23 protein-coding genes are annotated in these 23,475 nt (G+C 73.0%); 8 read left to right on the forward strand and 15 right to left on the reverse strand.

The genetic code is table 11. From position 1 onward, the window contains the following. Window positions 1-465 precede the first annotated feature (465 nt). Window positions 466-2,052, forward strand: coding sequence for a bis-aminopropyl spermidine synthase family protein (locus OHA72_RS24555; RefSeq protein WP_327010131.1), 1,587 nt, complete (start codon window positions 466-468; stop codon window positions 2,050-2,052). Between the two features lie 71 nt (window positions 2,053-2,123). Further along, a complete protein-coding gene (locus OHA72_RS24560; RefSeq protein ID WP_327010132.1) occupies window positions 2,124-3,371 on the forward strand; it encodes an MFS transporter in 1,248 nt (415 codons plus the stop codon). Between the two features lie 237 nt (window positions 3,372-3,608). Here OHA72_RS24560 and OHA72_RS24565 read toward each other — a convergent pair whose 3' ends face one another. Continuing rightward, the gene (locus OHA72_RS24565) at window positions 3,609-4,172 is read right to left on the reverse strand and encodes a TetR/AcrR family transcriptional regulator (RefSeq protein ID WP_327010133.1); all 564 of its coding nucleotides are present in this window, start codon (window positions 4,170-4,172) and stop codon (window positions 3,609-3,611) included. A gap of 96 nt (window positions 4,173-4,268) precedes the next feature. Between OHA72_RS24565 and OHA72_RS24570 the strand changes: the two genes are divergently transcribed. Further along, on the forward strand, window positions 4,269-6,440 hold the full coding sequence (locus tag OHA72_RS24570) for a glycoside hydrolase family 3 C-terminal domain-containing protein (RefSeq protein WP_327010134.1): 2,172 nt from the start codon (window positions 4,269-4,271) through the stop codon (window positions 6,438-6,440). Here the strand turns inward: OHA72_RS24570 and OHA72_RS24575 are convergent. The 3 genes from OHA72_RS24575 to OHA72_RS24585 all read right to left on the reverse strand — a co-directional run bounded on the left by OHA72_RS24575 (window position 6,433) and on the right by OHA72_RS24585 (window position 9,200). After that, window positions 6,433-6,861, reverse strand: a complete 429-nt coding sequence (locus OHA72_RS24575) for a protein phosphatase (protein ID WP_327010135.1) — start codon at window positions 6,859-6,861, stop codon at window positions 6,433-6,435. The genes OHA72_RS24570 and OHA72_RS24575 overlap by 8 nt on opposite strands. Before the next feature lie 8 nt (window positions 6,862-6,869). Then, the gene (locus OHA72_RS24580; protein ID WP_327010136.1) at window positions 6,870-8,213 is read right to left on the reverse strand and encodes a serine/threonine kinase C-terminal domain-containing protein; all 1,344 of its coding nucleotides are present in this window, start codon (window positions 8,211-8,213) and stop codon (window positions 6,870-6,872) included. 141 nt (window positions 8,214-8,354) lie between these two features. Then, window positions 8,355-9,200 (reverse strand): serine/threonine-protein kinase, encoded by an 846-nt coding sequence (locus OHA72_RS24585; RefSeq protein WP_442788674.1) that lies wholly within the window; start codon window positions 9,198-9,200, stop codon window positions 8,355-8,357. Window positions 9,201-9,403: 203 nt separating this feature from the next. Between OHA72_RS24585 and OHA72_RS24590 the strand changes: the two genes are divergently transcribed. Further along, a complete protein-coding gene (locus OHA72_RS24590; protein WP_327010137.1) occupies window positions 9,404-10,921 on the forward strand; it encodes a hypothetical protein in 1,518 nt (505 codons plus the stop codon). Window positions 10,922-10,943: 22 nt separating this feature from the next. Here the strand turns inward: OHA72_RS24590 and OHA72_RS24595 are convergent, their stop codons facing one another. Continuing rightward, window positions 10,944-11,552, reverse strand: a complete 609-nt coding sequence (locus OHA72_RS24595) for a TetR/AcrR family transcriptional regulator (RefSeq protein ID WP_327010138.1) — start codon at window positions 11,550-11,552, stop codon at window positions 10,944-10,946. Between the two features lie 94 nt (window positions 11,553-11,646). Between OHA72_RS24595 and OHA72_RS24600 the strand changes: the two genes are divergently transcribed. The 4 genes from OHA72_RS24600 (at window position 11,647) to OHA72_RS24615 (ending at window position 14,894) form a co-directional block, all read left to right on the forward strand. Next, window positions 11,647-12,231, forward strand: a complete 585-nt coding sequence (locus tag OHA72_RS24600) for a dihydrofolate reductase family protein (RefSeq protein WP_327010139.1) — start codon at window positions 11,647-11,649, stop codon at window positions 12,229-12,231. An 8-nt stretch (window positions 12,232-12,239) separates the two neighbouring features. After that, entirely contained in the window at window positions 12,240-13,184 is a 945-nt protein-coding gene (locus tag OHA72_RS24605; RefSeq protein WP_327010140.1) for a GNAT family N-acetyltransferase, read from the forward strand. A gap of 103 nt (window positions 13,185-13,287) precedes the next feature. Then, window positions 13,288-13,626: a PadR family transcriptional regulator gene (locus tag OHA72_RS24610; protein WP_327011657.1), complete on the forward strand. Its 339-nt coding sequence runs from the start codon at window positions 13,288-13,290 to the stop codon at window positions 13,624-13,626. Window positions 13,627-13,907: 281 nt separating this feature from the next. After that, window positions 13,908-14,894 (forward strand): hypothetical protein, encoded by a 987-nt coding sequence (locus OHA72_RS24615; RefSeq protein ID WP_327010141.1) that lies wholly within the window; start codon window positions 13,908-13,910, stop codon window positions 14,892-14,894. Between the two features lie 794 nt (window positions 14,895-15,688). On the opposite strand, the gene OHA72_RS24620 is transcribed toward OHA72_RS24615, so the two are convergent. The 10 genes from OHA72_RS24620 to OHA72_RS24670 form a co-directional block, all read right to left on the reverse strand. Next, window positions 15,689-16,183: a hypothetical protein gene (locus OHA72_RS24620; RefSeq protein ID WP_327010142.1), complete on the reverse strand. Its 495-nt coding sequence runs from the start codon at window positions 16,181-16,183 to the stop codon at window positions 15,689-15,691. Beyond that, a complete protein-coding gene (locus tag OHA72_RS24625) occupies window positions 16,159-16,329 on the reverse strand; it encodes a hypothetical protein (RefSeq protein WP_327010143.1) in 171 nt (56 codons plus the stop codon). Before OHA72_RS24625 ends, OHA72_RS24620 begins: the two co-directional genes overlap by 25 nt. After that, window positions 16,326-17,126, reverse strand: coding sequence for a hypothetical protein (locus tag OHA72_RS24630; protein ID WP_327010144.1), 801 nt, complete (start codon window positions 17,124-17,126; stop codon window positions 16,326-16,328). The genes OHA72_RS24625 and OHA72_RS24630 overlap by 4 nt, the downstream gene beginning before the upstream one ends. Window positions 17,127-17,201: 75 nt before the next feature. Next, complete coding sequence (gene egtD / locus OHA72_RS24635; RefSeq protein ID WP_327011658.1) at window positions 17,202-18,173, reverse strand: L-histidine N(alpha)-methyltransferase; 972 nt, start codon at window positions 18,171-18,173, stop codon at window positions 17,202-17,204. Between the two features lie 2 nt (window positions 18,174-18,175). Beyond that, entirely contained in the window at window positions 18,176-18,913 is a 738-nt protein-coding gene (gene egtC, locus OHA72_RS24640; RefSeq protein WP_327010145.1) for an ergothioneine biosynthesis protein EgtC, read from the reverse strand. Continuing rightward, the gene (gene egtB, locus OHA72_RS24645; RefSeq protein WP_327010146.1) at window positions 18,913-20,271 is read right to left on the reverse strand and encodes an ergothioneine biosynthesis protein EgtB; all 1,359 of its coding nucleotides are present in this window, start codon (window positions 20,269-20,271) and stop codon (window positions 18,913-18,915) included. Before egtB ends, egtC begins: the two co-directional genes overlap by 1 nt. Before the next feature lie 191 nt (window positions 20,272-20,462). Continuing rightward, window positions 20,463-21,578, reverse strand: a complete 1,116-nt coding sequence (locus OHA72_RS24650; protein WP_442788742.1) for a glutamate-cysteine ligase family protein — start codon at window positions 21,576-21,578, stop codon at window positions 20,463-20,465. A gap of 243 nt (window positions 21,579-21,821) precedes the next feature. Next, a complete protein-coding gene (locus OHA72_RS24660; RefSeq protein ID WP_327010149.1) occupies window positions 21,822-22,514 on the reverse strand; it encodes a TetR/AcrR family transcriptional regulator in 693 nt (230 codons plus the stop codon). After that, entirely contained in the window at window positions 22,492-22,905 is a 414-nt protein-coding gene (locus OHA72_RS24665; RefSeq protein ID WP_327010150.1) for a thiol-disulfide oxidoreductase DCC family protein, read from the reverse strand. Before OHA72_RS24665 ends, OHA72_RS24660 begins: the two co-directional genes overlap by 23 nt. Next, the gene (locus tag OHA72_RS24670) at window positions 22,902-23,411 is read right to left on the reverse strand and encodes a hypothetical protein (RefSeq protein ID WP_327010151.1); all 510 of its coding nucleotides are present in this window, start codon (window positions 23,409-23,411) and stop codon (window positions 22,902-22,904) included. Before OHA72_RS24670 ends, OHA72_RS24665 begins: the two co-directional genes overlap by 4 nt. Window positions 23,412-23,475 lie beyond the last annotated feature (64 nt).

The following is a 23,475-nucleotide window of genomic DNA, read 5'->3' on the forward strand; positions in this document are numbered from 1 at the left end:
ACCCTTCGGGCACCCTTGCCGCCACCCTGTACTTCGACGACCGTCGACCTGTGAAACACCACCGAAACGGTTTAACTGAATTCACGCGTTCGTCGCTGAATAACTGCAGGTCATTAACTTTTAACTCATCGATGACCTTTACCGGTCTCGCTCCCATCGCCCGGCCCCGTAAGGTGAACGGCGATGACGCCGCGAGCCGACACCGGACCCACAGACCCCGCCCAGCCCCCCGCCGCGCAGGCCCAACACAAGATCACGAAGTCCGCCGCCCCGGCATCATCCGTTCCGCCACCCCCACCCGTCCCGGCGGGCCCTGCCGCTGCCTCCTCCCCTTCGGAGACCACGCCTTCGGGTCCCGAGGCCGCGCCCGGCGCTGCTAGGGCGGGCGGTTCGGTGACGCGGGCTGGTGCGGCGACGCGGCTGGATGCGGCGGTTCCGTCGGACGGGGTTGTTCCTCTGGACGCGGTGGCCGAGGTGGTGGCAGCCGCGAGGATCGGCGCCCGGCGCCTGCGCCAGGCCCTGACCCACCTGGCGACAACCCCGACAACCCTCGACGACCTCATCCGCGAGCATGCCCTGCCGCGCCGCACGGTCGAACACCTGCTCCGCGCCGCGGGCCCCGACCTGCACACCGCACGAGACGGCACACTGCGCTTACCCGGCGCGTACCGCACCCGCTTCAACACCCCGTCGCTGTCCGGTGCCCAGACGGGAGCCGGGCCTGGTGCCCAGACCGAAGCCGGGCCTGATGCGCAGCCGGGTGCCCAGACCGGAGCCCGTCCCGGTGCCGGGTCGGGTGCCCAGCCGGGTGCCCAGCCCGACGCCCGTCCCGGTGCCGGGTCGGATGCCCAGCCGGGCGCCCAGCCCGACGCCCTGGTCGCCGACATGGCGCGGCTCATCGCGCAGGTCCCGACCGACCGCGCCCTGGACCACGTCTCCGCCACCGCCGAGACCGCAGCCCGGCGCGCCCGCTGGCTGGACGAGACGTTCGACCTCGCGGGCGCCCACCTCGTCTGCGTCGGCGACCACGACCTGACCTCGCTCGCGATCCTCGCCGTCCGGCCCGATCTGCGGGTCACCGTCGTCGACGTCGACGAGCGGCTGCTGGAGTTCATCGCGCAGCGGGCGGCGCAGCGGGGCCAGGCCGTCGAGTGCTGGCACGCGGACCTGCGGTTCGGGTTGCCGCCGGTGGTTGCCGAGTCCGCGGACCTGGTCTTCACCGATCCGCCGTACACCCCCGAGGGCGTCCAGCTGTTCCTCGGTCGCGGGGCGCAGGCGCTGCGGGACCGGGTCAACGGGCGGCTGGTCATGGCCTACGGCTTCAGCCCGCTCACGCCGGCGCTCGGGGTGAAGGTGCAGCGGGCGGTGCTCGACCTGGACCTGGCCGTCGAAGCGATCCTACCGGCGTTCAACCGCTACCACGGGGCGCAGGCGGTCGGGTCTGCCAGTGACCTCTACGTGTGCAGGCCGACGTCGCGGACCTGGCAGGTGCTGGAGAAGCGGCTGAGCGGGGCGGCCGTCAACATGTACACCCACGGTGAGCACGCGCTGGAGGGCGAGGCGGTCGGGCGCGGGCCTACGGAGCTGCTGGCGGCGCCGGTGCGGTCGGTGCCGGAACAGATCGATCTCGCCGGTGACCCCGGATCATGGCTGTTGCGGGTGCTGCTGGCGCTCAATGCTTCTTCCCTGAGCTTACAGGTCCCCAACAAATCCCCCGACCTCGTCGATGCGAAGAGTCAGGCGGCGTTACGCTCCGTCGTCGCGGCCAAGTACACCCTACGGTACCGCCGCAGCACGCCCTCGCCGCGGCTGGCGATCGTGGAGGCGACGGCGGTGGAGGGCGGGACGCGCACGGCGGTCGGGTGGCTGCTCGCGCATGCGCACGGGAAGCTCGGCAATGTGCTGCGGGAAGGGCTCGTCAGGGAGCACGGGATGACGAAGAACGAGGCCAGGGCCAGGGTCGCGGAGCTCGCGCCGCCGTCGTGGCACGAGGCCCGGCTGCTCGACCTGCCCCGGTACGCGATCGCCGCCCTGGTCCAGACCCTGACCTGACCCCCGATCAACCGGGTTGACGGAAACCGGCCGACACGGAAGCAAGGCAGCAGCCAAGGAAAGGCGGCAGCATGAGCCTGTTCCGGGACCGGGGGTTCGTCGCCTTCCTCTGCGTGCAGACCCTGTCCGCGTTCGGTGACGCGTTCTCGTTCACGGCGGTGCCGATGCTGGTCCTGGCTGCGACCGGCTCGGCCACCGCGATGGGCGCCGTGAAAGGCCTCGACGCCGTCGCCGCCATCGTCGGCGGGCTCGCCGCCGGGGTGATCGCCGACCGGTTCGCGGCGCGGCGCCTCAGCGTCCTGCGGGTCTGTGACCTGGCCCGCTTTGCCCTCTACGGCAGCATCCCTCTCGTCTGGCTCCTCTCCGAACAGGCGAACCCGCCGATGTGGCTGTTGTTCGTGGCACTGCCCATCGCAGGGTTCTGTTCGATGGTGTTCCAGGTGACGTACGTGACGGTGGTGCCCCGTCTCGTCCCCGCCGATCGGATCACCGAGGCGAACGGCATCCTGTACGGCGCGTTCTCCGCCGCCTACCTCGCGGGGCCCGCCCTGGCCGGGTTGCTGTCCGGCTGGCTCGGCCCGCCTGCGGCACTCGGCGTCGACGCCGTCACGTTCCTGCTGTCCGCGGCGGGGCTGTCCTTCGTACGGCTCCGGACGGCGGAGACGGCACCGGCGGAAGGAACGGCACCGGCGGAGGAGGCCGACGGGGAAGTGCCGAAGTGGCGGGGGTTCGCCGAAGGGGTGCGGTTCCTGCGGGGGCACCCGCTGCTGTGGCCGTTGACCGTACTGCTCACCGTCCTGATCTGCTGCACCACAGCGCTCGACGACGTCGTCGTCTACCACGTCAAGGAGGACCTGCACCGCTCCGACAGCGTGGTCGGGCTGGTCCTGACCGCGGGGGTCGTGGGCTCCATGCTCGCCTCCGCCGTCGTCGCCAGGTTGCGGCGCAGGTTCGGGTTCGGGCCGGTGTGGATCGTGGCGTACACCTGCTGCGGCGTCCTGCTCGCCGGCGTCGGGTTCGCCGGTGGTGCCGTGGGGGTCGGCGTGCTCGTCGGCGCGGTGATGGTGACGACGGGGGTTGCGGGGATCGCGTCGATGTCGCTGCGGCAGGAGGTCACGCCCGGGCCGTTGCTGGGCCGGGTCACGTCGGCGTTCTGGACGTTGCAGCTGACGCTCGCGCCGGTGGGTGCCGTGGTGCTGACGTTCGCCGCCGGCCACGCCGGTGTCCGCCCGACCCTCGCGGTCGCGGGTGTGGCCTGCTCGCTCACGGCCCTCGCCGCGCTCATGACCCCGATCCGCACCGCCGGCCGGACGCGCTGACCCCGCCGCCCCGGCCGGCGAACGCGCTGACCCCGCCGCCGCCCCGGCCGGCGAACGCGCTGACCCCGCCGCCGCCCCGGCCGGCGAACGTGCTGACCCCGCCGCCGCCCCGGCCGGCGAACGTGCTGACCCCGCCGCCGCCCCGGCCGGCGAACGTGCTGACCCCGCCGCCGCCCCGGCCGGCGAACGCGCGATCTCAGCACCGCGGCCCCGGCGATTCCAGCGGCTCCGGCCGGTTCAGGGCAGCAGGCTCCCGGCCGTCGCCGACCACAGCTGCGGCAGATCTGTCCCGGGCGAGCGCAGCCACTGCAGTTGCAGCCCGTCCATCAGCGCGATGATCCGCCGCGCCAGCGTCTCCGGTGCGTCCGTGACGTCCTTCGCCAGTGCGGTGAGGTCCTCCAGGATCCGCTGCTGCCGCGCCACGAAGTAGTCGTGCGCCGGGTGGTCGGGTGCGAGGGACTCCGCCTGCAGCACCGCGAACAGCCGCACGATCTCCGGCTGCCCGGCGTTGCGGCGCACCAGGGCCGCGCACAGCTCGGCCAGGGTCGGCGCGGTGCCGGCCAGCAGGGTGCTCAGCGCGCGGGCGTCCTCCGCGTCGCGGTGTTCGAGGATCGCGATGAGCAGGCCGTCCTTCGACCCGACGTGGTGCAGCAGGCCGGGCACGGTGAGGCCGCAGTCGGCGGCGACGTCCTGCATCGACAGCCCCCAGAAGCCGCGCTCGGCGACGAGCCGCGTGGCGGCGGCGATGATCTGCCGGCGCCGTTCGGCGGCCGGCAGGCGGGTCCGGTCGTGGCGTGCCATCGCCAACACTCCCTCTTGTCGGTTCCACGTCCGCGGCGTTATCGTACCCGGTACCTATTACTTTACAAGTACTCAGTAGAAGACAGGGACACCGCCATGGACCTCGAGGAGAAGGCCGCCGTCACCAGCGGCAGCAGCTTCTGGCGCAGCACCGCCGTCACCGGCGTGCCGGACATCATGCTCACTGACGGCCCGCACGGCGTGCGCAAGGCGCTGCCCGACACCACGGAACTGCTCGCCAGCGAGCCGTCGACGTGCTTCCCGCCGGCCGTCGCGCTCGGCTCGACCTGGGACCCGGCGCTGGCCCGCAGGGTCGGCGAGGCCCTCGGCGACGAGGCCCTCGCGATGGACGTGCAGGTGCTGCTCGGCCCCGGCATCAACCTCAAGCGCAGTCCGCTCGGCGGCCGCAACTTCGAGTACTTCGCCGAGGACCCGCTGCTCACCGGCGTCCTCGCGGTCGAGTGGGTCAAGGGCCTGCAGAGCCGCGGCGTCGGCGCGTCGCTGAAGCACTTCGCCGTCAACAGCCAGGAGACCGACCGGATGCGGGTCTCCGCCGACGTCGACGAGCGCACGCTGCGCGAGATCTACCTGCGCGCGTTCCAGCGGGTCGTCACGCAGGCGAAGCCGTGGACGGTCATGTGCGCCTACAACCGCGTCAACGGTGTCCTCGCCTCCCAGCACCACTGGCTGCTGACCGAGGTGCTGCGCGGGGAGTGGGGCTACGAGGGGCTCGTCGTGTCCGACTGGGGTGCCGTCGCCGACCGGGTCGAAGCGGTCCGCGCAGGGCTCGACCTCACCATGCCCGGTCCCGACCCCGACGGCGACCGGCGGCTGGTCGAGGCGGTCCGCAACGGCACCCTCGATGAGTCCACATTGGACACCGCGGTTTCCCGGGTGTCGGCGTTGGTACAGGCAGCGCTCGCCGCCCGTACCGACGCCACCTTCGACGCCGACGCGCACCATGCGCTCGCCCGTGAGGTGGCGGGCCGGGGCATCGTCCTGCTCAAGAACGAGGGCGGCACGCTGCCGCTGCAAGCCGGTTGCGGACCGGTCGCGGTGCTGGGCGAGTACGCGCGGACGCCCCGCTATCAGGGCGGCGGCAGCTCCCAGATCAACCCGACCAGGCTCGACAACGCCCTCGACGCGATCACCGCGCTCGCCGACGGACCGGTCACGTTCGCACCCGGGTACGACGACGTCGACGCCGCCGTCGCCCTCGCTCGGGACGCGGCCGTCGCGCTCGTGTTCGCCGGCACGGACCGCGAGACCGAGGGCGCCGACCGCGAGTCGCTCGACCTGCCGGCGGCGCACGTCGAGCTCATCGAGCGGGTCGCGGCCGTCAACCCGCGCACCGTCGTCGTGCTGTCCAACGGCGCGGTCCTGCGCACCGGGCCGTGGGACGCGGCGGTGCCCGCGGTCGTCGAGGGCTGGCTGCTCGGCCAGGCCGGCGGCGGCGCCGTCGCCGACGTGCTCTTCGGCCGGGTCAACCCGTCGGGCCGGCTGACCGAGACGATCCCGCTGCACCTCGCCGACCACCCGTCCTACCTGGACTTCCCGGGTGAGGCGGGGCACGTGCGCTACGGCGAGGGCGTCCACATCGGGTACCGCGGCTTCGACGCCCGCGGCCAGCAGGTCGCGTACCCGTTCGGCCACGGCCTGTCCTACACGACGTTCGCCTACGGCCCCGCGACGGTCACCGCCACCGGCGACGGGCTCAGCGTGCGGCTCGACGTCACCAACACCGGCGGGCGCGACGGCCGGGAGGTCGTCCAGGCCTACGTGTCGCTGCCCGGCTCGGCGGTGCGCCGCGCGCCGCGGGAGCTCAAGGCGTTCGCGAACGTGGCGGTCCCCGCCGGCGGGACCGCGCAGGTGGAGCTGACGATCGCCCGCGACGACCTCGCCTACTGGGACACCCGCGTGTCGCGCTGGGTCGTGGAGGGCGGCACGTACCAGGTGGAGGTCGGCGCGTCCTCACGTGACCTGCGGGTCACCGCCACGGCCGACGTCGCCGGTGACGACGTGCGGGTGCCGCTGACCGGCGAGTCGACGATCGCGGAGTGGCTCAGCGACCCGAAGGGCGCCCAGGCGCTCGGTGAGGTGTTCGCGTCCCTGGCCGCCGGCGGCGAGGCGGGCGCGATGGCCCGCACCGCCGGCGACCCGGAGATGCTGACGCTGATGGGCAGCCTGCCGCTGTCGCGGCTGTCGGTGTTCGCCGGCGAGGCGTTCGGCCCCGCGGCGATCGAGAAACTGTCGGGCTCCGTCAACTGAACCGTTTGACGAAGCCACGCTGCCACGGCGTCTCGACGGCGTGCCGGGAGTAGTGCTGCCGGACGTACGCGACGGCCTCACCGGCCGGCACCCCGTCGAGGACCGCCAGGCACGCCAGGGCGGTCCCGGTCCTGCCCCGCCCGCCGCCGCACCCGAACTCGACCCGTCCCGTCTCCGCCTCCAGCAGCGCGTCCTGCAGCGCGGCCCGCAGCGCCGCCGGGTCCCGGGGCAGGCCGAAGTCGGGCCAGCGTACCCACCGCGCGGGCCACGGCGTCGCCGCCGGTTCGCGGCCGAGCAGGTAGACGCCGAGGGTGGGCGTGGCCCCGTCCGGCACCGGCTTGGACAGCGGCCGCCCGCGGACCGTGCGTCCCGACGGCAACGTCAGCAGACCTGGCGTGCCGGCCGGCCACAGCTGCGACATGTCCCTCCTCAGACCCTCGGGCGGAAACTGGCGAACACCAGGTCCAGGTCCGGCCGGGCCGCAGCCCAGTCGGCGTCGCTGGTCTGCCAGTAGAATCCGTACGCCTGCTTCGGCGACGTGACCACCCCACGGTTGTTGACGTGCTGGCGGGTGCCCCGCCCGAACGTGAACTCCCAGTCGGCGGCCGTCACGAAGTACGGCACCGGCTTGATGTGGATCTCGACGTAGTTGGGGAAGTCGCCGTCGGCCCGCCGCGCGTCACGCTGCGTCTGCCAGTCCTTCACCGGGTCCGACTTCGGCTCGTCCGTCTGGTCGATGCCGAGGACCCGGCCGTCGCCGCGGAAGTACACCATCGTGCCCTCCTTCGAGCGCCGCCAGCCGGCCGGCACGTACACCGAGAACCCCGTCGGGTCCGTGTAGTCGATCCAGCCGGCGGGCAGCGGCGGCAGCTGACCCGTCGCGCTGACCTGCACCGACGGCGACGACCCCGGCCCGGCCGGCTCACTGGACGGTGCCACGCTCGGCGTCACCGCGGGCGCGCTCGTCGCCGCAGCCGTCGTCGACTGCGCCGACTTGGCCGGCGCCGCGGTCTTGTCCTCATCCCCGTCGGGCCGCAACGCCAGCGCCGCGATGACAAGGACGACGACGAGCACCCCGGCGGCCGCGGCGAGGATCTTTGCCCTCGATTGTCCCGGTGTACGCCCAATCCCGCCGAACTCGACCACTCCCGGCACAGGTGCCGGCACGGACGCCCGCGCCGGCACGGTCACGGGAGCGGCGACCGGCTCGGGTTCGGGCTCCGGGTGCGGCTCGGGTTCGGGCTGCGGCTCGGGTTCGGTGGCAGCGGCGGGCTCGTCGACGCTCTCGGTCTTCGGCGTCGCGGCCTGCTCGAACGCCGACGCATCCACCATCGCCGGCGCAGGCACCAGCTCCGGTTCGGGTTCCGGCTCCGGCTCGGGCTCGGGCTCGGGTTCCGGTTCGGGCTCGGGCTCGGGTTCCGGTTCGGGCTCGGGCTCGGGCTCGGGCTCGGGTTCCGGTTCGGGTTCCGGTTCGGGTTCCGGTTCGGGCTCGGGTTCCGGTTCGGGCTCGGGTTCCGGTTCGGGCTCGGGTTCGGGTTCCGGTTCGGGCTCGGGTTCCGGCTCGGTGATCGCGGTCGGGGCGTCGGCGAGTTCGGCGGCCGGTGGCGGGGCCTGCTCGAACGCCGGCACCTCGTCCGGCGCCACTTCCAGGTCTGCGGGCGGGGCGGGAGGCGCCGGCCGTACCGTGGCGGCGGCCTCCACCGCGGCAACCTGCGGCACCGGCAGTGCGGGCTGGACCACCGTCGGCGGGTCCTGGCGCTGCCGGGGCTGCACGACCGTCGGCGGCTCCGCGGGTGCCGGTCGCTGTGCCGGGACGGCCGGGGTGCCTTGGGTTTCGGCGGAGCCGGGGAGCCGGAGGCGCCGTGGCCGCCGGGGTCGCCGCGGCCGGTGCCGGGGTCGACCGGCCCCAGCCGCTCAGCCACGACCGGCGGCTGCGTTCCGGGGGCGCGGTGAGGACGGCCCGGAGGCGCTCCTCGGTCTCGGCGAACCCGGCCCGCGCCCGCGGGTCCTGCGCAGCAGCCCACGCAGCGCCGGCGTGAGCGGCCCGGCGCGCTGCGGCGTGTCCAGCTCGTCGGAGGCGAGGGCCATGAGGGTCTCCATGGCCGACCCGCGGCCGTACGGCGAGCGGCCCTCCACGGCGGCGTACAGCGTGGCGCCCAGCGACCACAGGTCCCCGGCGGCGCCGGCGGTGCCGTCCCGGGCGCGCTCGGGGGCGATGTACTCCGGCGAGCCGAGGACCAGGCCGGTGCGCGTGACGTGCCCGTCGCCCTCGATCCGGGCGATGCCGAAGTCGGTGAGCACGACCCGCCCGTCGTCGCCGAGCAGGACGTTGCCGGGCTTGATGTCACGGTGGTGGACCCCGACGCGGTGCGCCGCCTGCAGCGCGGCGAGCACGGCGAGGCCGATCTCGGCGACCCGCCGCGGCGGGAGCGGCCCGTCGGCGCGCAGGGTCTGGTCGAGGGACCGCGACGGCACGTACTCCATGACCAGCCACGGCTGCCCGTCGAACGCGAGCACGTCATACACCCGCACCACGTTCGGATGCGCCAGCCTCGCGGCCGCCCGCGCCTCCCGCAACGTGCGCTCCATCGCGACGTCCCGCGCGCTGTCGAGCAGCTCCTGCGGCAAAATGATCTGCTTCACGGCGACGTCACGCCCGAGCGTCTCGTCGCGGGCGCGCCACACCCTGCCCATTCCGCCCGCCCCGAGTGACTCAAAAAGACGATATCGGTCGGCGACGAGGGCGGGCGCGGCGGTCATGCACAAAGGTGTACCCGATCGATCACCCAAGCACGCAATCGGCACACCGGGTCGCCGCCGGACCGTCGCGAGGATCACCACCGCCCCACCCGTGCAACCTGTCGCCCCCGCAGCCTCCCGACCAGCCCGAACTGCTGACAACCAGCCTGCACCCGATCACCTACCGTGAAAGGCCGGTGGGTTTGTACGGCTCGGAGGAATTTGTGCACCAGAACGTCCTGCACCTCGGCGGCACCGCGGGGACCCTGATCCTCGCCGTCTATGTGATCGGCGGCCTCATCACCATCGCCGCCGGTCTCCTGCCCGGCAACGCGACAAGGTTCCGCCTCCTGTGCGTCCTCGTCGGCCTCACCCTGTCCGCCTGGTCGGCAAAGGTCCTCTTCCTCGGCGGCGTGATCCTCGTCGGCCTGCCCATCCTGCTGGTGCCGGCGACGTTGACCGTTGCCGCGCTGATCGGCACGTACCGGGCCTACCGCCCACAACGCGCCCCCCACCTCACCCCGCTGCGCCCTCACCCGGCCGCCCGGACCTACACCGAGCCACGCCCGTTCCAGCCCGCTCCGGCGTTCCCCGGTGCCCTGCCGCTGCCCGCACACGCCACCCCGGCATTCGCGCATGCCACCCCGCCGTTCGGCGGTGCCGCGCCACCGCCTGCGCACGCCGCTCCTGCACTCGCGCACGCCGCTCCTGCGTCCGCGCACGCCGCTCCTGCGTCCGCGCACGCCGCTCCGGCGTTCGGCGGTGCCGTGCTGCCAACGCCTGCGCACGCCGCCCCATCGCTCGCGCACGCCGCACCCGCCGCCCCGCCGTTCGGCGGCGCCGAGATGACATCCGCGCATGCCGCTCCTGCGTCCGAGCGCACCGCCCAGACGTTCGCACGCACCGCACCCGCATTCACCGATGCCGCAGCGACGCTCACGCATGCCGACACTGCGTTCGCGCACGCCGTCCCAGCGTTCGCGAGCCCTGTTACCGCGTTCATGGGTGACGCTCCGGCAGCTGCACAAGCCTCGTCGGCGCCCGCGCCGGTGGCTGCCCACGTTTCGCAGGCTTCAGCCCATGCCGCCCCGTCGGCCGCCCACGCCGCTCCGCTGGCCGCCCACGCCGCCCCGCTGGCCTCGCATGCCGAACCGGTCACGGCTCATGCCGGCGTGCGTGCCCACAGCGCCCCAGGCGCGGCCTACAACGGCGCCCCGCGCGCGGCTCACGTCACTCACAGCGCCACGGGCACGGCACGCAGCACCCAGGACGTGACCTGGGCCATGACGCAGACGCAGTCACTGTCGGCGGGCGTCACGCAGCCACGGTTCCACGGGCACGCGATCGCCCCGCCGGCCGCGTTCCCGGCACCGCCACGGTTCGCACCGCAGCCCCTGCACAACGTCCCGTCGCCGCGTCCCGCGCCTGACGGCTACGTCACCGTGCACGCGCAGTACCCCGCCAACCACCTCCAGCCTTCGTCGTCGCACCCTGCATCGCACTCGTCACCTGTGTCGCACCGCCCGACGCAGCACCCGGTCCGGGCCCAGGATCCGTCGTGGTCGGGGGAGGCGTTCGAGGGGCAGCGGGTGTCCGTACCACAGCGAAACGACACAACGATGACGTCCTCGCATGCCGTCGCGCCCCCGACGCGCATGCCGCTCGCCCCGGCGACCGACCCTTCCCCGCTCCAGCCGTCGGCGGTCCGCGCCCGTCACCGCGCGGCCCGGTCAGCCGGCTGACCTCGGCGCCTTTCTGCTCGCGTCAGCCCTGGTCGACCACCCCCTCGCCAGCATCGGCCGACGGCGGGAACACTCGGTCGACCAGGCTGTCGACCAGCGCGTCCACCCCGTGCGGCCGCAGCACCTCGGGAACGGTGAGGTCGTCGACGATCAGCCCGAGCATTCCGAGGTAGAGCAGCAGCACCGACCCGCGGTCGCCGGGCAGGCCCGCGCCGACGTGGAACGCCACATTCTCCTCCAGGTCCGACGTGAAGAAGCTGGTCAGCCTGGTGTCGAGTTCCGGCCGGCGGGTCGCCTCCAGCCGCAGCTCCAGCAGCGCCAGGTGACTGCTGCGCTCCCGGCGGGTCCGGTCGAGCAACTGGTGCATGAGGGTCTTCACGAGGTCGCGGGACGGTGTGGCGCGCATCGTCTCGGCCAGCTCCGACGGGTCGGGCGTGAGCCGCTCGCGGACCCGGAGCATGAGCTGCTCCAGCAGGTCGGCGCGGTTGCTGAAGTAGTTGGACGTCGTGCCCGTCGGCACGCCCGCCGCTTGGTCCACCGCACGCAGCGTCAGCCCCCGCGACCCCTCGTCGGCCAGGACCTCGATCGCGGCGTCGAGCAGGGCGGTCCTTCTGGCGGGGTTCTGACGCATGGCACTCCTTCCCGTCGAGCCTCAGGTTGACACCACTGCAAACACAGTACTAAGTTCGAACCACTTCATTCACAGTACATCACCTGGAGTGGCCATGCGAAACCTGATCTATCTCGTGGCCGTCACGCTGGACGGCTTCATCGCGGGACCCGGCGGGCAGGTCGACTTCTTCGGATTCGAGGGCGACTCGGCGGTCGCGGTCCTGGCCGACTGGCCCGAAACCATGCCCACGCACGTGCGAGGTCCCCTCGGGCTGGAGGGCGCCACCAACCGGCGGTTCGACACGGTCGTGATGGGGCGCGGCACCTATGAGCCGGCGCTCGCCGTGGGCATCACCAGTCCATATCGACATATGGAGCAGTTCGTCTTCTCCAGGACCCTGGCGGATCTCGACCCGGCGGTCACGTTCGTCGGGGGCGACACCGACCCCGCCGCATTCGTGCGCGACCTCAAGCAGCGCGATGGCCTTGACATCTGGCTGTGCGGCGGCGGCGACCTCGCGGCGCAGCTGGTCGGCGAGATCGACGAGGTCATCCTCAAGGTCAACCCGATGGTGATCGGTTCGGGGGTACCACTGTTCGCCGGCCCACTCCGACCGACGCCGTTCCGGCCGGCGGGTTCACGAACGTTCGACACCGGCGTGTCGATCATGACGTATCAACGCGCGGTGGCGGCATGATCCGCGCCGTGACGGACGCCGACATCGACCGGGTCGCGGCGGTCGTCGTCGACGAGCCGGTCGGCTGGATCGGCGCCGAGCGCTTCCGGGCAGAGCTTGCCCAGCGGATGTACCGGCCGGAATGGACCTGGATCGCCGAGCAGGAGGGCCGGATCGTTGCCCGTGCCCTCTGGTGGGGCCTGGCCGACGGCACGCACCCGGTCGCGCTCGACTGCCTCACCGTCGACCCGTCCGTGCCGGATCGTGTGGCACTCGCGGCCGAAGTGCTCGCCGCAGGCATGTCGGCGCTGGGTGCGCCGGTGGCCCCGCAATACAACGTGTCGGTGACCGGAGGCTGGCGGGACGACCCGGCGACGGTGGCTGCCGTCGAGTGGCGCCGGGCGGCGGCGCTCGCCGCGGGGCTGACCGAGGAGGTGGAGCGCCTGCGGTTCGAGTGGACACCCGCCCCGCCGGGCACCGGGACGGTGCCCGTCAGCGAGAGCCGGCTGGTGTACAGGGACGCGGGCGACGAGGAGTTCCTCGACGTGTTCCGGCGGGTCGCGGCGGGCAGCCTCGACGCGCAGACGCGGCGGAGCCTGTCCGCGGAGGGTGTCGAGGCCACCGCCCGGGCCGAGATGGACTTCTATCTGGGGTGTCCGGGGGAGCGTTCGTGGTGGCGGATCGCGACGACGCCGGACGGGACGGTCGTCGGGCTCGCCGTGCCGTCGGCGACGCCGTATCACCGCAACGTGGGCTACCTCGGTGTCGTGCCGGAGATGCGGGGGCGTGGATATGTCGACGAGCTCCTCGCCGAGATCACCCGGATCCACGCCGCCGACGGAGCGCCGGTGATCACCGCGACCACGGATGCGGCCAACGCGCCGATGGCGGCGGCGTTCGTGCGGGCCGGGTATCGCGTCACCGAGATCCGGCTCGTCTACACCGCCCCGCCGTCGACCGAGGAGGCCGGCTGACCGGGAGGCGGACGTGATCCTCTGCTGGTGGAGCGCCCACCGCAGCGGCGACGGGCTCTTGACCTACCTATAGATCATCTTTATATTGCTGGACGTGAGTGTGATGCGGGAGCCGACGTTTCTGATCCTGGCCGCGCTGGCGGTCAGGCCGCTGCACGGGTACGCGGTGATCCAGGAGGTGGCGGAGCTGTCGGGCGGGCGGGTCGCGCTGCAGGCGGGCACGCTGTATGCGGCGCTCGACCGGCTCACCGCGGAGGGGCACGTCGAGCCCGACCGCGACGAGGTCGTCGACGGCAGGCACCGGCGGTATTACCGCCTCACCGACGCCGGCGCGCAGGCGCTCGAGGCAGACGTGGCCCGCCAGCGGCAGAACGCCACGGCCGCCGCGAAGCGCCTGCGGACCCGCCGCACGATCGGCGGCGCACAGGTGGCGACCTCATGACCCGCCCCGGCGAGACTGCGGGACCCGGCAAGCCGACGGTCCCCGGCGAGCCGTCCAGCCGCGAAGCTGCTTCAGGGAGTGGCGAGGCGATGGGCCGCGGGGACAGGAGCGGCCGCGACGTTGCGGCTGCGGTTGGTGGCACGGCGGCACGCCACGGGAATGGAGCCGGCCATGCGGGTGGGGCAGCGCTCGGTGGTGAGGCGGCGGGCTCCGAGGCGGGGGCGGGCGCTGAGAGCGGGGCAGATGCCGGGCGGGTCCGGCTCGCACGGTGGTATCGGCGGTTGCTGTGGGCGTATCCGCCAAGGTATCGGCGGGCGGAGCTGCTCGACACGCTCCTCGAAGCGGCGGCGCCGGGACGGCGCAGGCCCGCCGTGCGGGAGGCGGCCAACCTGCTCCGGCACGGCATGCGGGCGCGGCTGGGCAGGCCGGCGAGCCGCGGCGTGGTGGTGGTGGCGTGGCTGAGTGTGGTTGTGTTCGCGTTCCTCGGCATGGCGGGGGCGGCGCGGCTGTCGTGGTTCACGGCACGGTCGCTGCCCGATGCGGTGGAGCTCGAGGCGATCCGGCAGACGGCGTATCCGGGGCTGCGGCCGGTCGCGCAGACCCGCGTCGACGACGTGTTCTACTACGACGAGCCGACGACCAGCAGGGCGCTGCTGTTCGGCGCAGACGACTACACACCCGGGCGGGTCGAGACGCTGTACGGGTCGGGGGAGGACCTGCGGGTGCTGCTGCCCGGGGTGCGCGACCGGCTCGTCGCCGACGGGTGGCAGGTCAGCGAGGTCGAGTTCTGGGATGAGTCCACGTACGGCACGGGCGCAGACCTGTACGCCCAGCGCGACGGGCTCACCATCTGGGCGACCGACGGCGGCTGGCAGGCCACCCCGCGGCTGGACCTGACGATCACGAGGACCCGACCCGCCGCGACGGTGCCGCTGTCGGTGCTGGGCGCGGTGCTCGGTGCGCTGGTCGGTTGGCTCGTCGCCGGATGGGTCAGCCGTCGCACCGAGGGTCGGCACATCGCCCTGCGGGGCGCGGTGGGGACGCTTGCCACGTCGGCGTTCGTGCTGATCCAGCCGGCGCTGCTGCTGTGCGCCGTCGCTCTGTACGACCCGCTGGACCAGCCGTGGATGCCCGTGCCTGTGTGGTTCGGGTTCATGTACCTCGGCCGGTTCCCGGCGATCCTCGCCCTCGGCGCGGGACTGGGAGTGCTCGCGTTGGCCGCAATGCCTCGTCGGCGGCCCGTCCCCGCCGACCTGGCCGTCGGCTGACGCCACCATCTGCCAGATGGTTTGGGCAGCGCCCGTCGGCTCGCGCCGCGGTGCGCCGGACAGCCGGCTGCGGGCGGGCGGCTGCGGATGGGCGGCTGCGGACGAGTGGGTCGCGACGCGGCGGGTCGTGATGCGGTCGGTGGGCGGTGTCAGGTTGCGGCGGGTGCTGTCCGCCCGCTCGGGCGTCTGCGCCCCGCGACTGGGACGGCAGCAACCCGAAGGATCTGCGGGGTCCAGCCCCCGGGGATCCTTCGGGTTGTTGGGAGGTGCGGTTGTGGGGTCAGGGGAATGGTGCAGCGGTCATGATCGGCGCAGCCAGGTGCGGGTGGGCCAGGTGCGGTGGAGCAGGGTGCGGCGGCACCAGGTCCGGCGGTGTGCACCGGGGCGGCGTGGGTGGCATGAGGGCGGGACCATCAGTCGCCCAGCGCCTCGGGCCACTTGATCGGGCACGCCACGGGGGCGACCGGGCCGGTGCCCGTGATGCCGGTGCCCGCGGGGGCGTGCGCCGGTCGCGGGCGCGGGGGCGGTGTGCCGGCCGGGCTGGGGTGCGTTGCCGTGGGCCGGGATTGCGTGGGTCAGGGCGGCGACCGGGGCGGTCGTGCGCAGCGAGCGAGACGGGCGCATGGGGGTTCTCCTGCCAGTGGGCGATAGGCGGCGCGTCGGGGCGTGGCCGGTGGCGGCGGGCGATGGGCGTCGGGCGACAAAGGTGGCGTCCGGCGGTGGCGTCGAGCGATGGACGCCGGCGACGGCCACGGCGGTAGTAGGGCAGTGGGCAGCAGGGTGGGAGTGGGCGGTTAGCCGGGGGCGAGTACGTGTGCGAAATGGGGTGACAGGCCGCCGGCGTCGGAGTGGGTCTTCAGGAGGGGGACGAGGGTGCCGTAGGTGGGGAGGCGCAGCGTTCTGGACAGCATGCGCAGGGTGCGGCGGGCTGGGTCGGTGACGGCGGTCTGGCAGCCGAGGAGCCGGACCGCGACCACGTTGTGGCGGTCCAGGACTCCGTCGGCGGCGAGGGTGGTGAAGAAGGCGGCCACGTGACGGTCGAGCATGTCGATCGGGGTGCGGCCGAGGCGGAGCAGGTGGTGGCCGCGGGTCGAGTGGCCGATCAGGTCCAGGAACACCGGGCCCGGCGGCCAGGTGGCTGTGGTCAGGACGTGGCGCAGGTCGGGGAGCGAGGACGCGTGGTGCAGCGTGACGCACCGTGGGAACCTGCCGGCGAAGAACGACTCCGCGCAGTCGGGGGAGGCGACGTTCAGCGACGGGGGCGTCAGTCGCCCAGTGCGTCCGGCCACTTGATGCCCAACGGTGCGGCGGAGTGGGGTGACGTGGTGAGAGAACCGGCTGGGGCGGGGATGCGGACGGGGCCGGCCCACGGCGGGATCTTCGGGCCGATGGCGCCGACGGGGACGGTCGTGTGCAGGGAACGGTGGGGCTTCATGTGGTGCTCCTTGGGAACGAGTCCGACAGCGCGGACGAGTCCAACAGGGCGGACGAGTCCGACAGGTCGGAGAGGTGGGAAGAGACACGGCCGGCGATGAGGAACAGGGCGCCGCGGGTGACGGTGCCGCCGATCGTGGTGAGGCTGTCCGGGCCTGCGTCGCAGTGCTCCGGGGAAGCGAGGTCCAGCCACATCGTGACCGGTGACGTCGCCGGGTCGGTGGAGCGGCCCGGCGGGTAGACGCCCACCCGGGCGAGGGTGCCCCGCTGCTCGAGGACTTCCGCGCAGTGTCCGGCGTACCGGTTGCCGGCGCGCGGGTCGTCGGTGCCGGGCCAGTACACGACGGACTGACGCTCGAACGGTTGCCCGGCGAAGCCAGCGAGATCGGCTGAGCCGGCGAGAAAGGCCGAGTCAGCGAGATCGGCCGAGCCAGCGAGAACGGCCGAGCCGCCGAAACCGGAGAGGCCGGACAGGACAGCGGCTGGGAGGCGTTCGATGAAGTCCGTCGCCAGGTAGACCGCGCCCGTGAGGTGCAGTTCCGGCCAGGCGGGGCCGAGGGTGGAGCCGCCGGTGTCGCCGTCCGGGCCGCTGAAGCAGTCGTCGACCTCGACGTCCGCCCAGCTGATCACCGCGGCCGCGGCCGCGGACGGGGTGCGGGCCAGGTCGACGCTGAGCAGCCTGGCCGGGTCGAAGTCGTGCTCGACGGGGTCGCCGGTCCAGAACGCGCAGCGGGTCACGCCGTCGATCCGGCCGAGGAACGCCGGCGTGCCGACGAAGACGGTCCGTGAGGAGGTCATGTGCAACAGGGTGCGGCGGCAGGCTGAAACGACGCTGACGCGCCACTGACGCCGCACCCCGGAAACGAAAGCGCCCTAGACAGCGACCGCCAGGGCGAGGGCGAACCGGCCTTCGCGGTCCGTCCACCAGTGGCGCAGCGCGAACCCGGCCGCCGACAGCTCAGCCGTCAGGCCGTCCCGGCGGAACTTGGCGGATACCTCGGTGCGCAGTTCCTCGCCGTCGGCGAAGTCGACCGTGAGGTTCAGGCCGCCGACGTGGACCCGCTGCGCACCGACCGCGCGCAGCCGCATCTCGATCCACTCGTTGGCCGGGTCCCAGAGTGCGACGTGCCGGAACGCGGACACGTCGAAGTCGGCGGACAGGGTGCGGTTGAGCACGTGCAGGACGTTGCGGTTGAACTCCGCGGTGACGCCGGCGGCGTCGTCGTACGCGGGGACCAGGACCGACGGCGACTTCACCAGGTCGGCGCCGAGCAGGAACCATTCGCCGTGGCCGAGGCGGGCGCGCAGCGCGGCGAGGAAGGGGGCCCGCTCCGCTGGGGTGAAGTTGCCGATGGTGCCGCCGAGGAACGCGACGAGCCGGTCGCCGTTGTCGGGCAGGACCTCCAGGTGGTTGACGAAGTCGGCGACGATGCCGCGCACGTGCAGGTCCGGGTATTCCAGGCGGAGCGTGGCGACGGCGTCGCGCAGCGCGGACGCGGACACGTCGAGGGGGGCGAAGGAGCCCAGCGTCCCGGCGTCGCGCAGCGCCGACAGCAGCAGCCGGGTCTTCTCCGAGGAGCCTGAGCCGAGTTCGACGAGGGTCTTCGCGCCCGTGAGGCGGGCGATCACCGCGGCCCGGTCGGTGAGGATCTCCCGTTCGGCGCGGGTCGGGTAGTACTCGGGCAGGCGGGTGATCTCCTCGAACAGTTCGCTGCCGCGGGCGTCGTAGAAGTACTTCGGCGGCAGTGTCTTCGGGGTCGCGGTGAGGCCGGCGCGGGCGTCGGCGCGCAGCGCGGCGGCGAGGTCGGTGTCGAGCAGGTACACGTCGAGGTCGGGATCCTGCAGTGTCACGAGAAGGCACCTTCCGATATGTGTACCGCGGACGGGTCCGCGACGAGCAGCGAAAGATCGGGGACGGCCCGCCAGCCCGGGTCGTCGTCGATGGGTTCGGACGCGACGAGGACGCTGCCGGGCGGCGACAGCACGGACAGCGCATGCCCGAAAGCGACAGCGGCCAGGGACCGCCCGTCGGTGAGCAGCAGGTTGAGCCGGGATCCGGGCGCCGCGGCGGCCACCGAGGTGACCACCGAGGACAGTGCGTCGCCGAGGGTCGCTCCGGTCCGCAGGCGCGCCCGCACGAGTGCCCACAGCAGCGCGCTGTCCGTCGGCGCGTCCAGGGTGATCAGGTCGCGGACCGGCAGCCCCGCGGCGACCTCCGTGACGCTGTCGGGCCACCCGGCGACGCGGCCGTTGTGGCTGAACAGCCAGGGCCCGTCGTGGAACGGCGCGGCCGCGGACTCGATGACCGGCATGCCGACCGTGGCGGAGCGGACCGCCGCCAGGATCGCACCGGACGACGTCGCCGCCGCCAGACCGGGCAGCGCCGGGTCACTCCACAGTGGACGGGCCGACCGGTACACCACGGGAGACGGGAACCAGCCCAGCCCGAAGCCGTCGGCGTTGATGGTGCCGCCGCCCCGCATGTCACGGGGCGCCCACGACTGGTGGGCCAGGCCGTGCGGCGCGTCGAACAGCAGCCGCGACAGCGGGATCGGCGGCCCCAGGTAGGCCAGGTGACGGCACACTAGGCGGACTCTTCGGCGGTGGCGGAGCGGGCCGTGCGGAACCCGCTGAAGATCTGCCGGCGGATCGGGTGGTCCCAGTTGCGGAACGTGCCCCGGCACGCGGCCCGGTCGGTGCCGAACGACCCGCCGCGCAGCATCTTGTAGTCGCCGCCGAAGAACACCTCGGAGTACTCCCGGTACGGGAACGCGCTGAACCCCGGGTACGGCTGGAAGTCGCTGTCGACCCACTCCCAGACGTCGCCGATGAGCTGGTGGACCCCGAGCGGCGACGCGCCGTCCGGGTAGGCGCCGACGGGTGCCGGAGCCAGGTGCCGCTGGCCGAGGTTGGCGTGCCGCGGCGCCGGGTCGTCGTCGCCCCAGGGGTACCGGCGGGATCGGCCCGTCGCGGGGTCGTGCCTGGCCGCCTTCTCCCACTCGGCCTCGGTGGGCAGGCGCCGGCCGGCCCAGGTGGCGTAGGCCTGCGCCTCGTGGAAGCAGACGTGGACGACGGGCGCGCCGGGCACGACCGGTTCGGTGCGACCGAAGGTCCTCGCGTACCAGTCGCCGCCGTCGCGGATCCAGTGCAGCGGCGCCTCCAGGGACGCCGACAACCGGTGCCGCCAGCCGTCCGCGGTCCACCAGCGCTCGTCGTCGTAGCCGCCGGCGTCGATGAACGCGGCGTACTGGGCGTTGGTGACCGGCGCCCGGTCGATCCGGTACGCGGCGACGTCGACGCGGTGCGCCGGGCGTTCGTTGTCCAGGGCCCAGGCCTCGGTGGAGGTGCCCATGTCGAACGGGCCGGCCGGGACGAGGACGTCGCCGCCGACCGCGGCCCGTGCCTGCGGCGGCGGGTCGGCGGAGAGCACCGGCGGCCCGGCCCGCAGCTGGTGCGTGGCGAGCATGGTCTCGTCGTGCTGCTGCTCGTGCTGCACGATCATCCCGAACGCGAACCCGTCCTGCACGAGCCGCCGCGCGGAGTCCGGTGACACCCCGGACGAGCCGGCCGCGCCGCTGCTGAACGCGACCGGGCTCGACGGGTCGAGCCGGTCCAGGACGTCCAGGGCCTTGTCCCGCACGGCCGCCACGTACGCGCGGGCCTCCGCCGGGCCGAGCAGCGGCAGCTGCGGCCGGTCCCGCCGGGCGTGCTTGAACGCGTCGTAGAGGTGGTCGATGTCCTGCCGAACGGGTTCCCGGCCGCCGACGTCCCGGACGAGCCACAGCTCCTCCTGGTTGCCGACGTGCGCCAGGTCCCACACGAGGGGTGACATCAGCGGCGAGTGCTGCCGGACCAGGTCGGCGTCGTCGACGGCGTCGGTGAGGCCGGCGGAGCGCAGACGGGTCCGCTCCAGCTCAGCGGCCACCTGCTCCCTGAGGCTCATGCCGCCACCTCCGCTACGCTCCGGCGTCGGCCTGAGCTCAACCTGTCATTCCGATGAGCGGCTTCTCCGCTGCGCTCCGAGCCACTCATGCCGCCACCTCCGCTACGCTCCGGCGTCGGCCTGAGCTCAACCTGTCATTCCGATGAGCGGCTTCTCCGCTGCGCTCCGAGCCACTCATGCCACCACCTCCGCTACGCTCCGAACCACTCATGGCGGGAACTCCCTTCGATGACGTCCTGCAACAGGGCTGCGGGCAGGTCGAGACGCTCCAGGGCCAGGTCACGGACCGCGGTCGCGGCCTTTGCCAGGCCGGGGTCGGCCATGCCGAGCCGGGCCGCGAGGGCCCACTGCCCGGCGACCGGCGCGCACAGCTCACGCACCCGGTCGATGGTCGGCTCGTCGGCGAGCAGCGCGGTGAGCACCGCCGCCGCCGCGAACCAGTCCGGCCCGCGCAGGGTGTCGAGGTAGCGCACCTCGAGGTAGCCGCGCGGGCGCACCGGCGGGAACAGGGTGCTCAGGTGGTAGTCGAGGTCCGCGTAGCTCGGCTGGTACCCGAGGGCGCCGCCGATCCAGTCCGCGAATGTGACCCCGGCGGGCGCCGTCCACGGCCCTTCGCCGCGCCGCACGCACAGCAGCTGCGCGTCCAGCGCGTACCGGGCCCACTCCAGGGCCGGGTCGTCGCCGGGCGGCACGTGCCGGGTCCGGGACGGGTCCATCGCCAGCCAGGTGCGCATCCGTGCCGACGCCCAGCCGGTGTCGTGCCCGGCGTGCTGCCGGGAGTTGGCGAACAGCGCGATGAGCGGCGGGCCGAGGTCGTGCACCGCGGCCCAGCGTGACGGCGGGCCCGCGTCCAGGCACACCTGCAGGCCGGCGGTGCTGCACATCATGGTCCGCCCGGCGTCGTTGCGCCGGGCGAACGCGGTCGCCATCGCGTCGTAACGGGGAGTGGAGAGCATCCGCCGCGGTGGGCGGTGCGGGTCGATGCCGGTGCCGCCGAGCTCCAGCCCGACGCGGGCCAGCCGCTCGGTGAGCTCCGCCAGGTCCGCGCCGACGGCCTCATGCAGGTCCGTCAGGGACCGTTGCGGGACGGTGGAAAGCTCCACCTGGCCACCCGGCTCGAGGGTGACGGCCGACCCGTGCCGCATCGGCAGGTTCGCCGAGCCGGCTCGCAGGGTGGGCGGTGCGTGATCGCCGAGCGCCTGACACAACCGATCTGCATCGATGTATGTCGTTGGATCTGCGCTGGCATGGACGGTGTACTCAAGTTCGACGCCGACCGTTTCCGGTGGTCCGGTTTTGAAGCAGATCGATGCAATATAGCCCTCGGCCTGCTCGATCGCACAGATCACCGCATCGGGATCGGCGGCCGTGCGGTCGATGCGCAAGGTCGCCATGCGAGCCGACGCTACCCGAGGATCCGGCGGTCGGCGAATGTTCACAGTGAACAAACCATTACCGATCCATGACGAACACCCGTTCGAACTGGGCGAACTCTTCCCGGTTACGAGCCGTCGAAATACCCGCCAGGGTGAACGCCACACCTGCCCGTTTCAGCGCAGCAGCCGGTACAGGGTGAGCATCTCCCGCACGACCGGCTTGAAGACCCGGAACCGGGACATCCCGACCAGCCGGTCGATCAGCGGCGCGGACCGCTCGACCAGCAGGCGCGTCTTCGCCTGCCCGGGTGAGGTGTCGTGCACCCAGTACAGCGTGACGCCCATCTGCGCGAGCCACAGCAGCTCCGGCAGCTCGGCGCGCAGTTCGGGGTCGATCTTCGTGGTGGCGCCGTCCACCACGGAGCGGAACATCCGCACCGAGCGCTCCCGCGCGGGTGCGGAGTCGGCGCTGAACGGGCTCAGCGGGGAGCCCGGCTCGGCGGCCGTCTTGAAGAACGACCCGGCGAAGCCGTGATACGGGGCCATCGTCTCCACCCCGGTCAGCATCGCGGCGCTGAGCCTGTCCACGAACGTGCCGGGGGTGGCCAGGATCTGCCGGCAGGCGTCGGCGTGGGCGTCCTGCACGGTGGTGTAGAACGCCTGGACCAGGTGGCCCTTCGACGGGAAGTAGTAGTAGGCGTTGCCGACCGACACCCCGGCGGCGGCGGCGATCGCCCGCATCGTGGTCTTGTCGTAGCCCTGCTCCCCGAAGAGCCTGACCGCGGTGTCCACGATCAGCCGCCGGGTCTGCTCGCCCTTCGCGGTCGACTCGCCGGCCGCGGCCTCAGGCGTCGCAGGTTCCACCACAGTCCGAACCATATCCTTGCCCGAGTTCCTGACCGAACGTGTCGGTGCGGGTGCCCCGGCGCAGCGCCGCTGCCGCCTCGACCACCCGCCGCGCCGTGGGGCGCAGGTCGGGCCGGGCCAGGCGCGCCGCCAGCCCCCGATAGCCGTCCAGCGCCCACAGGCAGATGATCCACGCGCTGTCACCGGTGTACACGCCGCCGTCGTCGGCGACCACGGTGATGTCCGCGAGGGTCTCGGCCGCGTCGAGCGCCGGATACCGGCGGCGCGCCTCGTCCGACCCGGCCGCCACGAACTCCAGCGGCACCAGCTGCGCCCGCGACGCGAGCCACGTCCGTGCCGTGCGGCACAGTCCGCAGCCCGCGTCGTAGAGCACGGTGAGCCGGGTGATCACAGTGGCGGCTGGGGTTCGTCGCCCTCCGCCGGTCGTGGCGCGGCGGCGGGCGGGGCTGCAGGGGCCGGCTTCGGATAACCGCGCGGCGGCATCGGCGGCATCGGGTACGGCGGGTAGCCGGCGGGGATCATCCGGGCGGGCGGCACCGGCGGCGGCAGCTGGTCCAGCAGCCGCCGGCGCCGGAACCGGCTCAGCACGAACAGGTTGAAGAAGTGCACGCCGCCGAGGACGAGCAGCACCAGGCCGAGCTTCCACGCCAGCGCCTCCATCGCCGAGCTGCCGTCCGGCAGCTCCTGGCCGATCTTCAGCGCGACCGCGACGTAGCCGAGGTTGAGCAGGTAGAAGCCGACGACCAGCAGGTGGTTGACGGACTTGGCCAGGCGCTCGTCGGCGAACGCGTCGTCGAGGAACACCTGGCCGTTCTTGAGCAGCGTCCGCGCCACCCAGACGGTGAGGACGATGCTCACCGCCAGGTAGATCAGGTACGTGCCGAGCTTGAGGTCCATGACCGGCCCTTCTTGAACGTGTTCAACTACGACTCACGCTAGACCGATTCTTGAACACGTTCAA

The sequence above is a fragment of the Dactylosporangium sp. NBC_01737 genome, assembly GCF_035963215.1.
In the GTDB taxonomy this organism is placed as follows: domain Bacteria; phylum Actinomycetota; class Actinomycetes; order Mycobacteriales; family Micromonosporaceae; genus Dactylosporangium.

Coding starts and splice junctions, on each gene's coding strand:
- egtB (WP_327010146.1), bottom strand. CDS start 20,271: ATGAGCCTCAGGGAGCAGGTGGCCGCTGAGCTGGAGCGGACCCGTCTG.
- OHA72_RS24575 (WP_327010135.1), bottom strand. CDS start 6,861: ATGTCGCAGCTGTGGCCGGCCGGCACGCCAGGTCTGCTGACGTTGCCG.
- OHA72_RS24630 (WP_327010144.1), bottom strand. CDS start 17,126: ATGACCTCCTCACGGACCGTCTTCGTCGGCACGCCGGCGTTCCTCGGC.
- OHA72_RS24570 (WP_327010134.1), top strand. CDS start 4,269: ATGGACCTCGAGGAGAAGGCCGCCGTCACCAGCGGCAGCAGCTTCTGG.
- OHA72_RS24595 (WP_327010138.1), bottom strand. CDS start 11,552: ATGCGTCAGAACCCCGCCAGAAGGACCGCCCTGCTCGACGCCGCGATC.
- OHA72_RS24600 (WP_327010139.1), top strand. CDS start 11,647: ATGCGAAACCTGATCTATCTCGTGGCCGTCACGCTGGACGGCTTCATC.
- OHA72_RS24565 (WP_327010133.1), bottom strand. CDS start 4,172: ATGGCACGCCACGACCGGACCCGCCTGCCGGCCGCCGAACGGCGCCGG.
- OHA72_RS24625 (WP_327010143.1), bottom strand. CDS start 16,329: ATGAAGCCCCACCGTTCCCTGCACACGACCGTCCCCGTCGGCGCCATC.
- OHA72_RS24610 (WP_327011657.1), top strand. CDS start 13,288: ATGCGGGAGCCGACGTTTCTGATCCTGGCCGCGCTGGCGGTCAGGCCG.
- OHA72_RS24560 (WP_327010132.1), top strand. CDS start 2,124: ATGAGCCTGTTCCGGGACCGGGGGTTCGTCGCCTTCCTCTGCGTGCAG.
- OHA72_RS24585 (WP_442788674.1), bottom strand. CDS start 9,200: ATGACCGCCGCGCCCGCCCTCGTCGCCGACCGATATCGTCTTTTTGAG.
- OHA72_RS24670 (WP_327010151.1), bottom strand. CDS start 23,411: ATGGACCTCAAGCTCGGCACGTACCTGATCTACCTGGCGGTGAGCATC.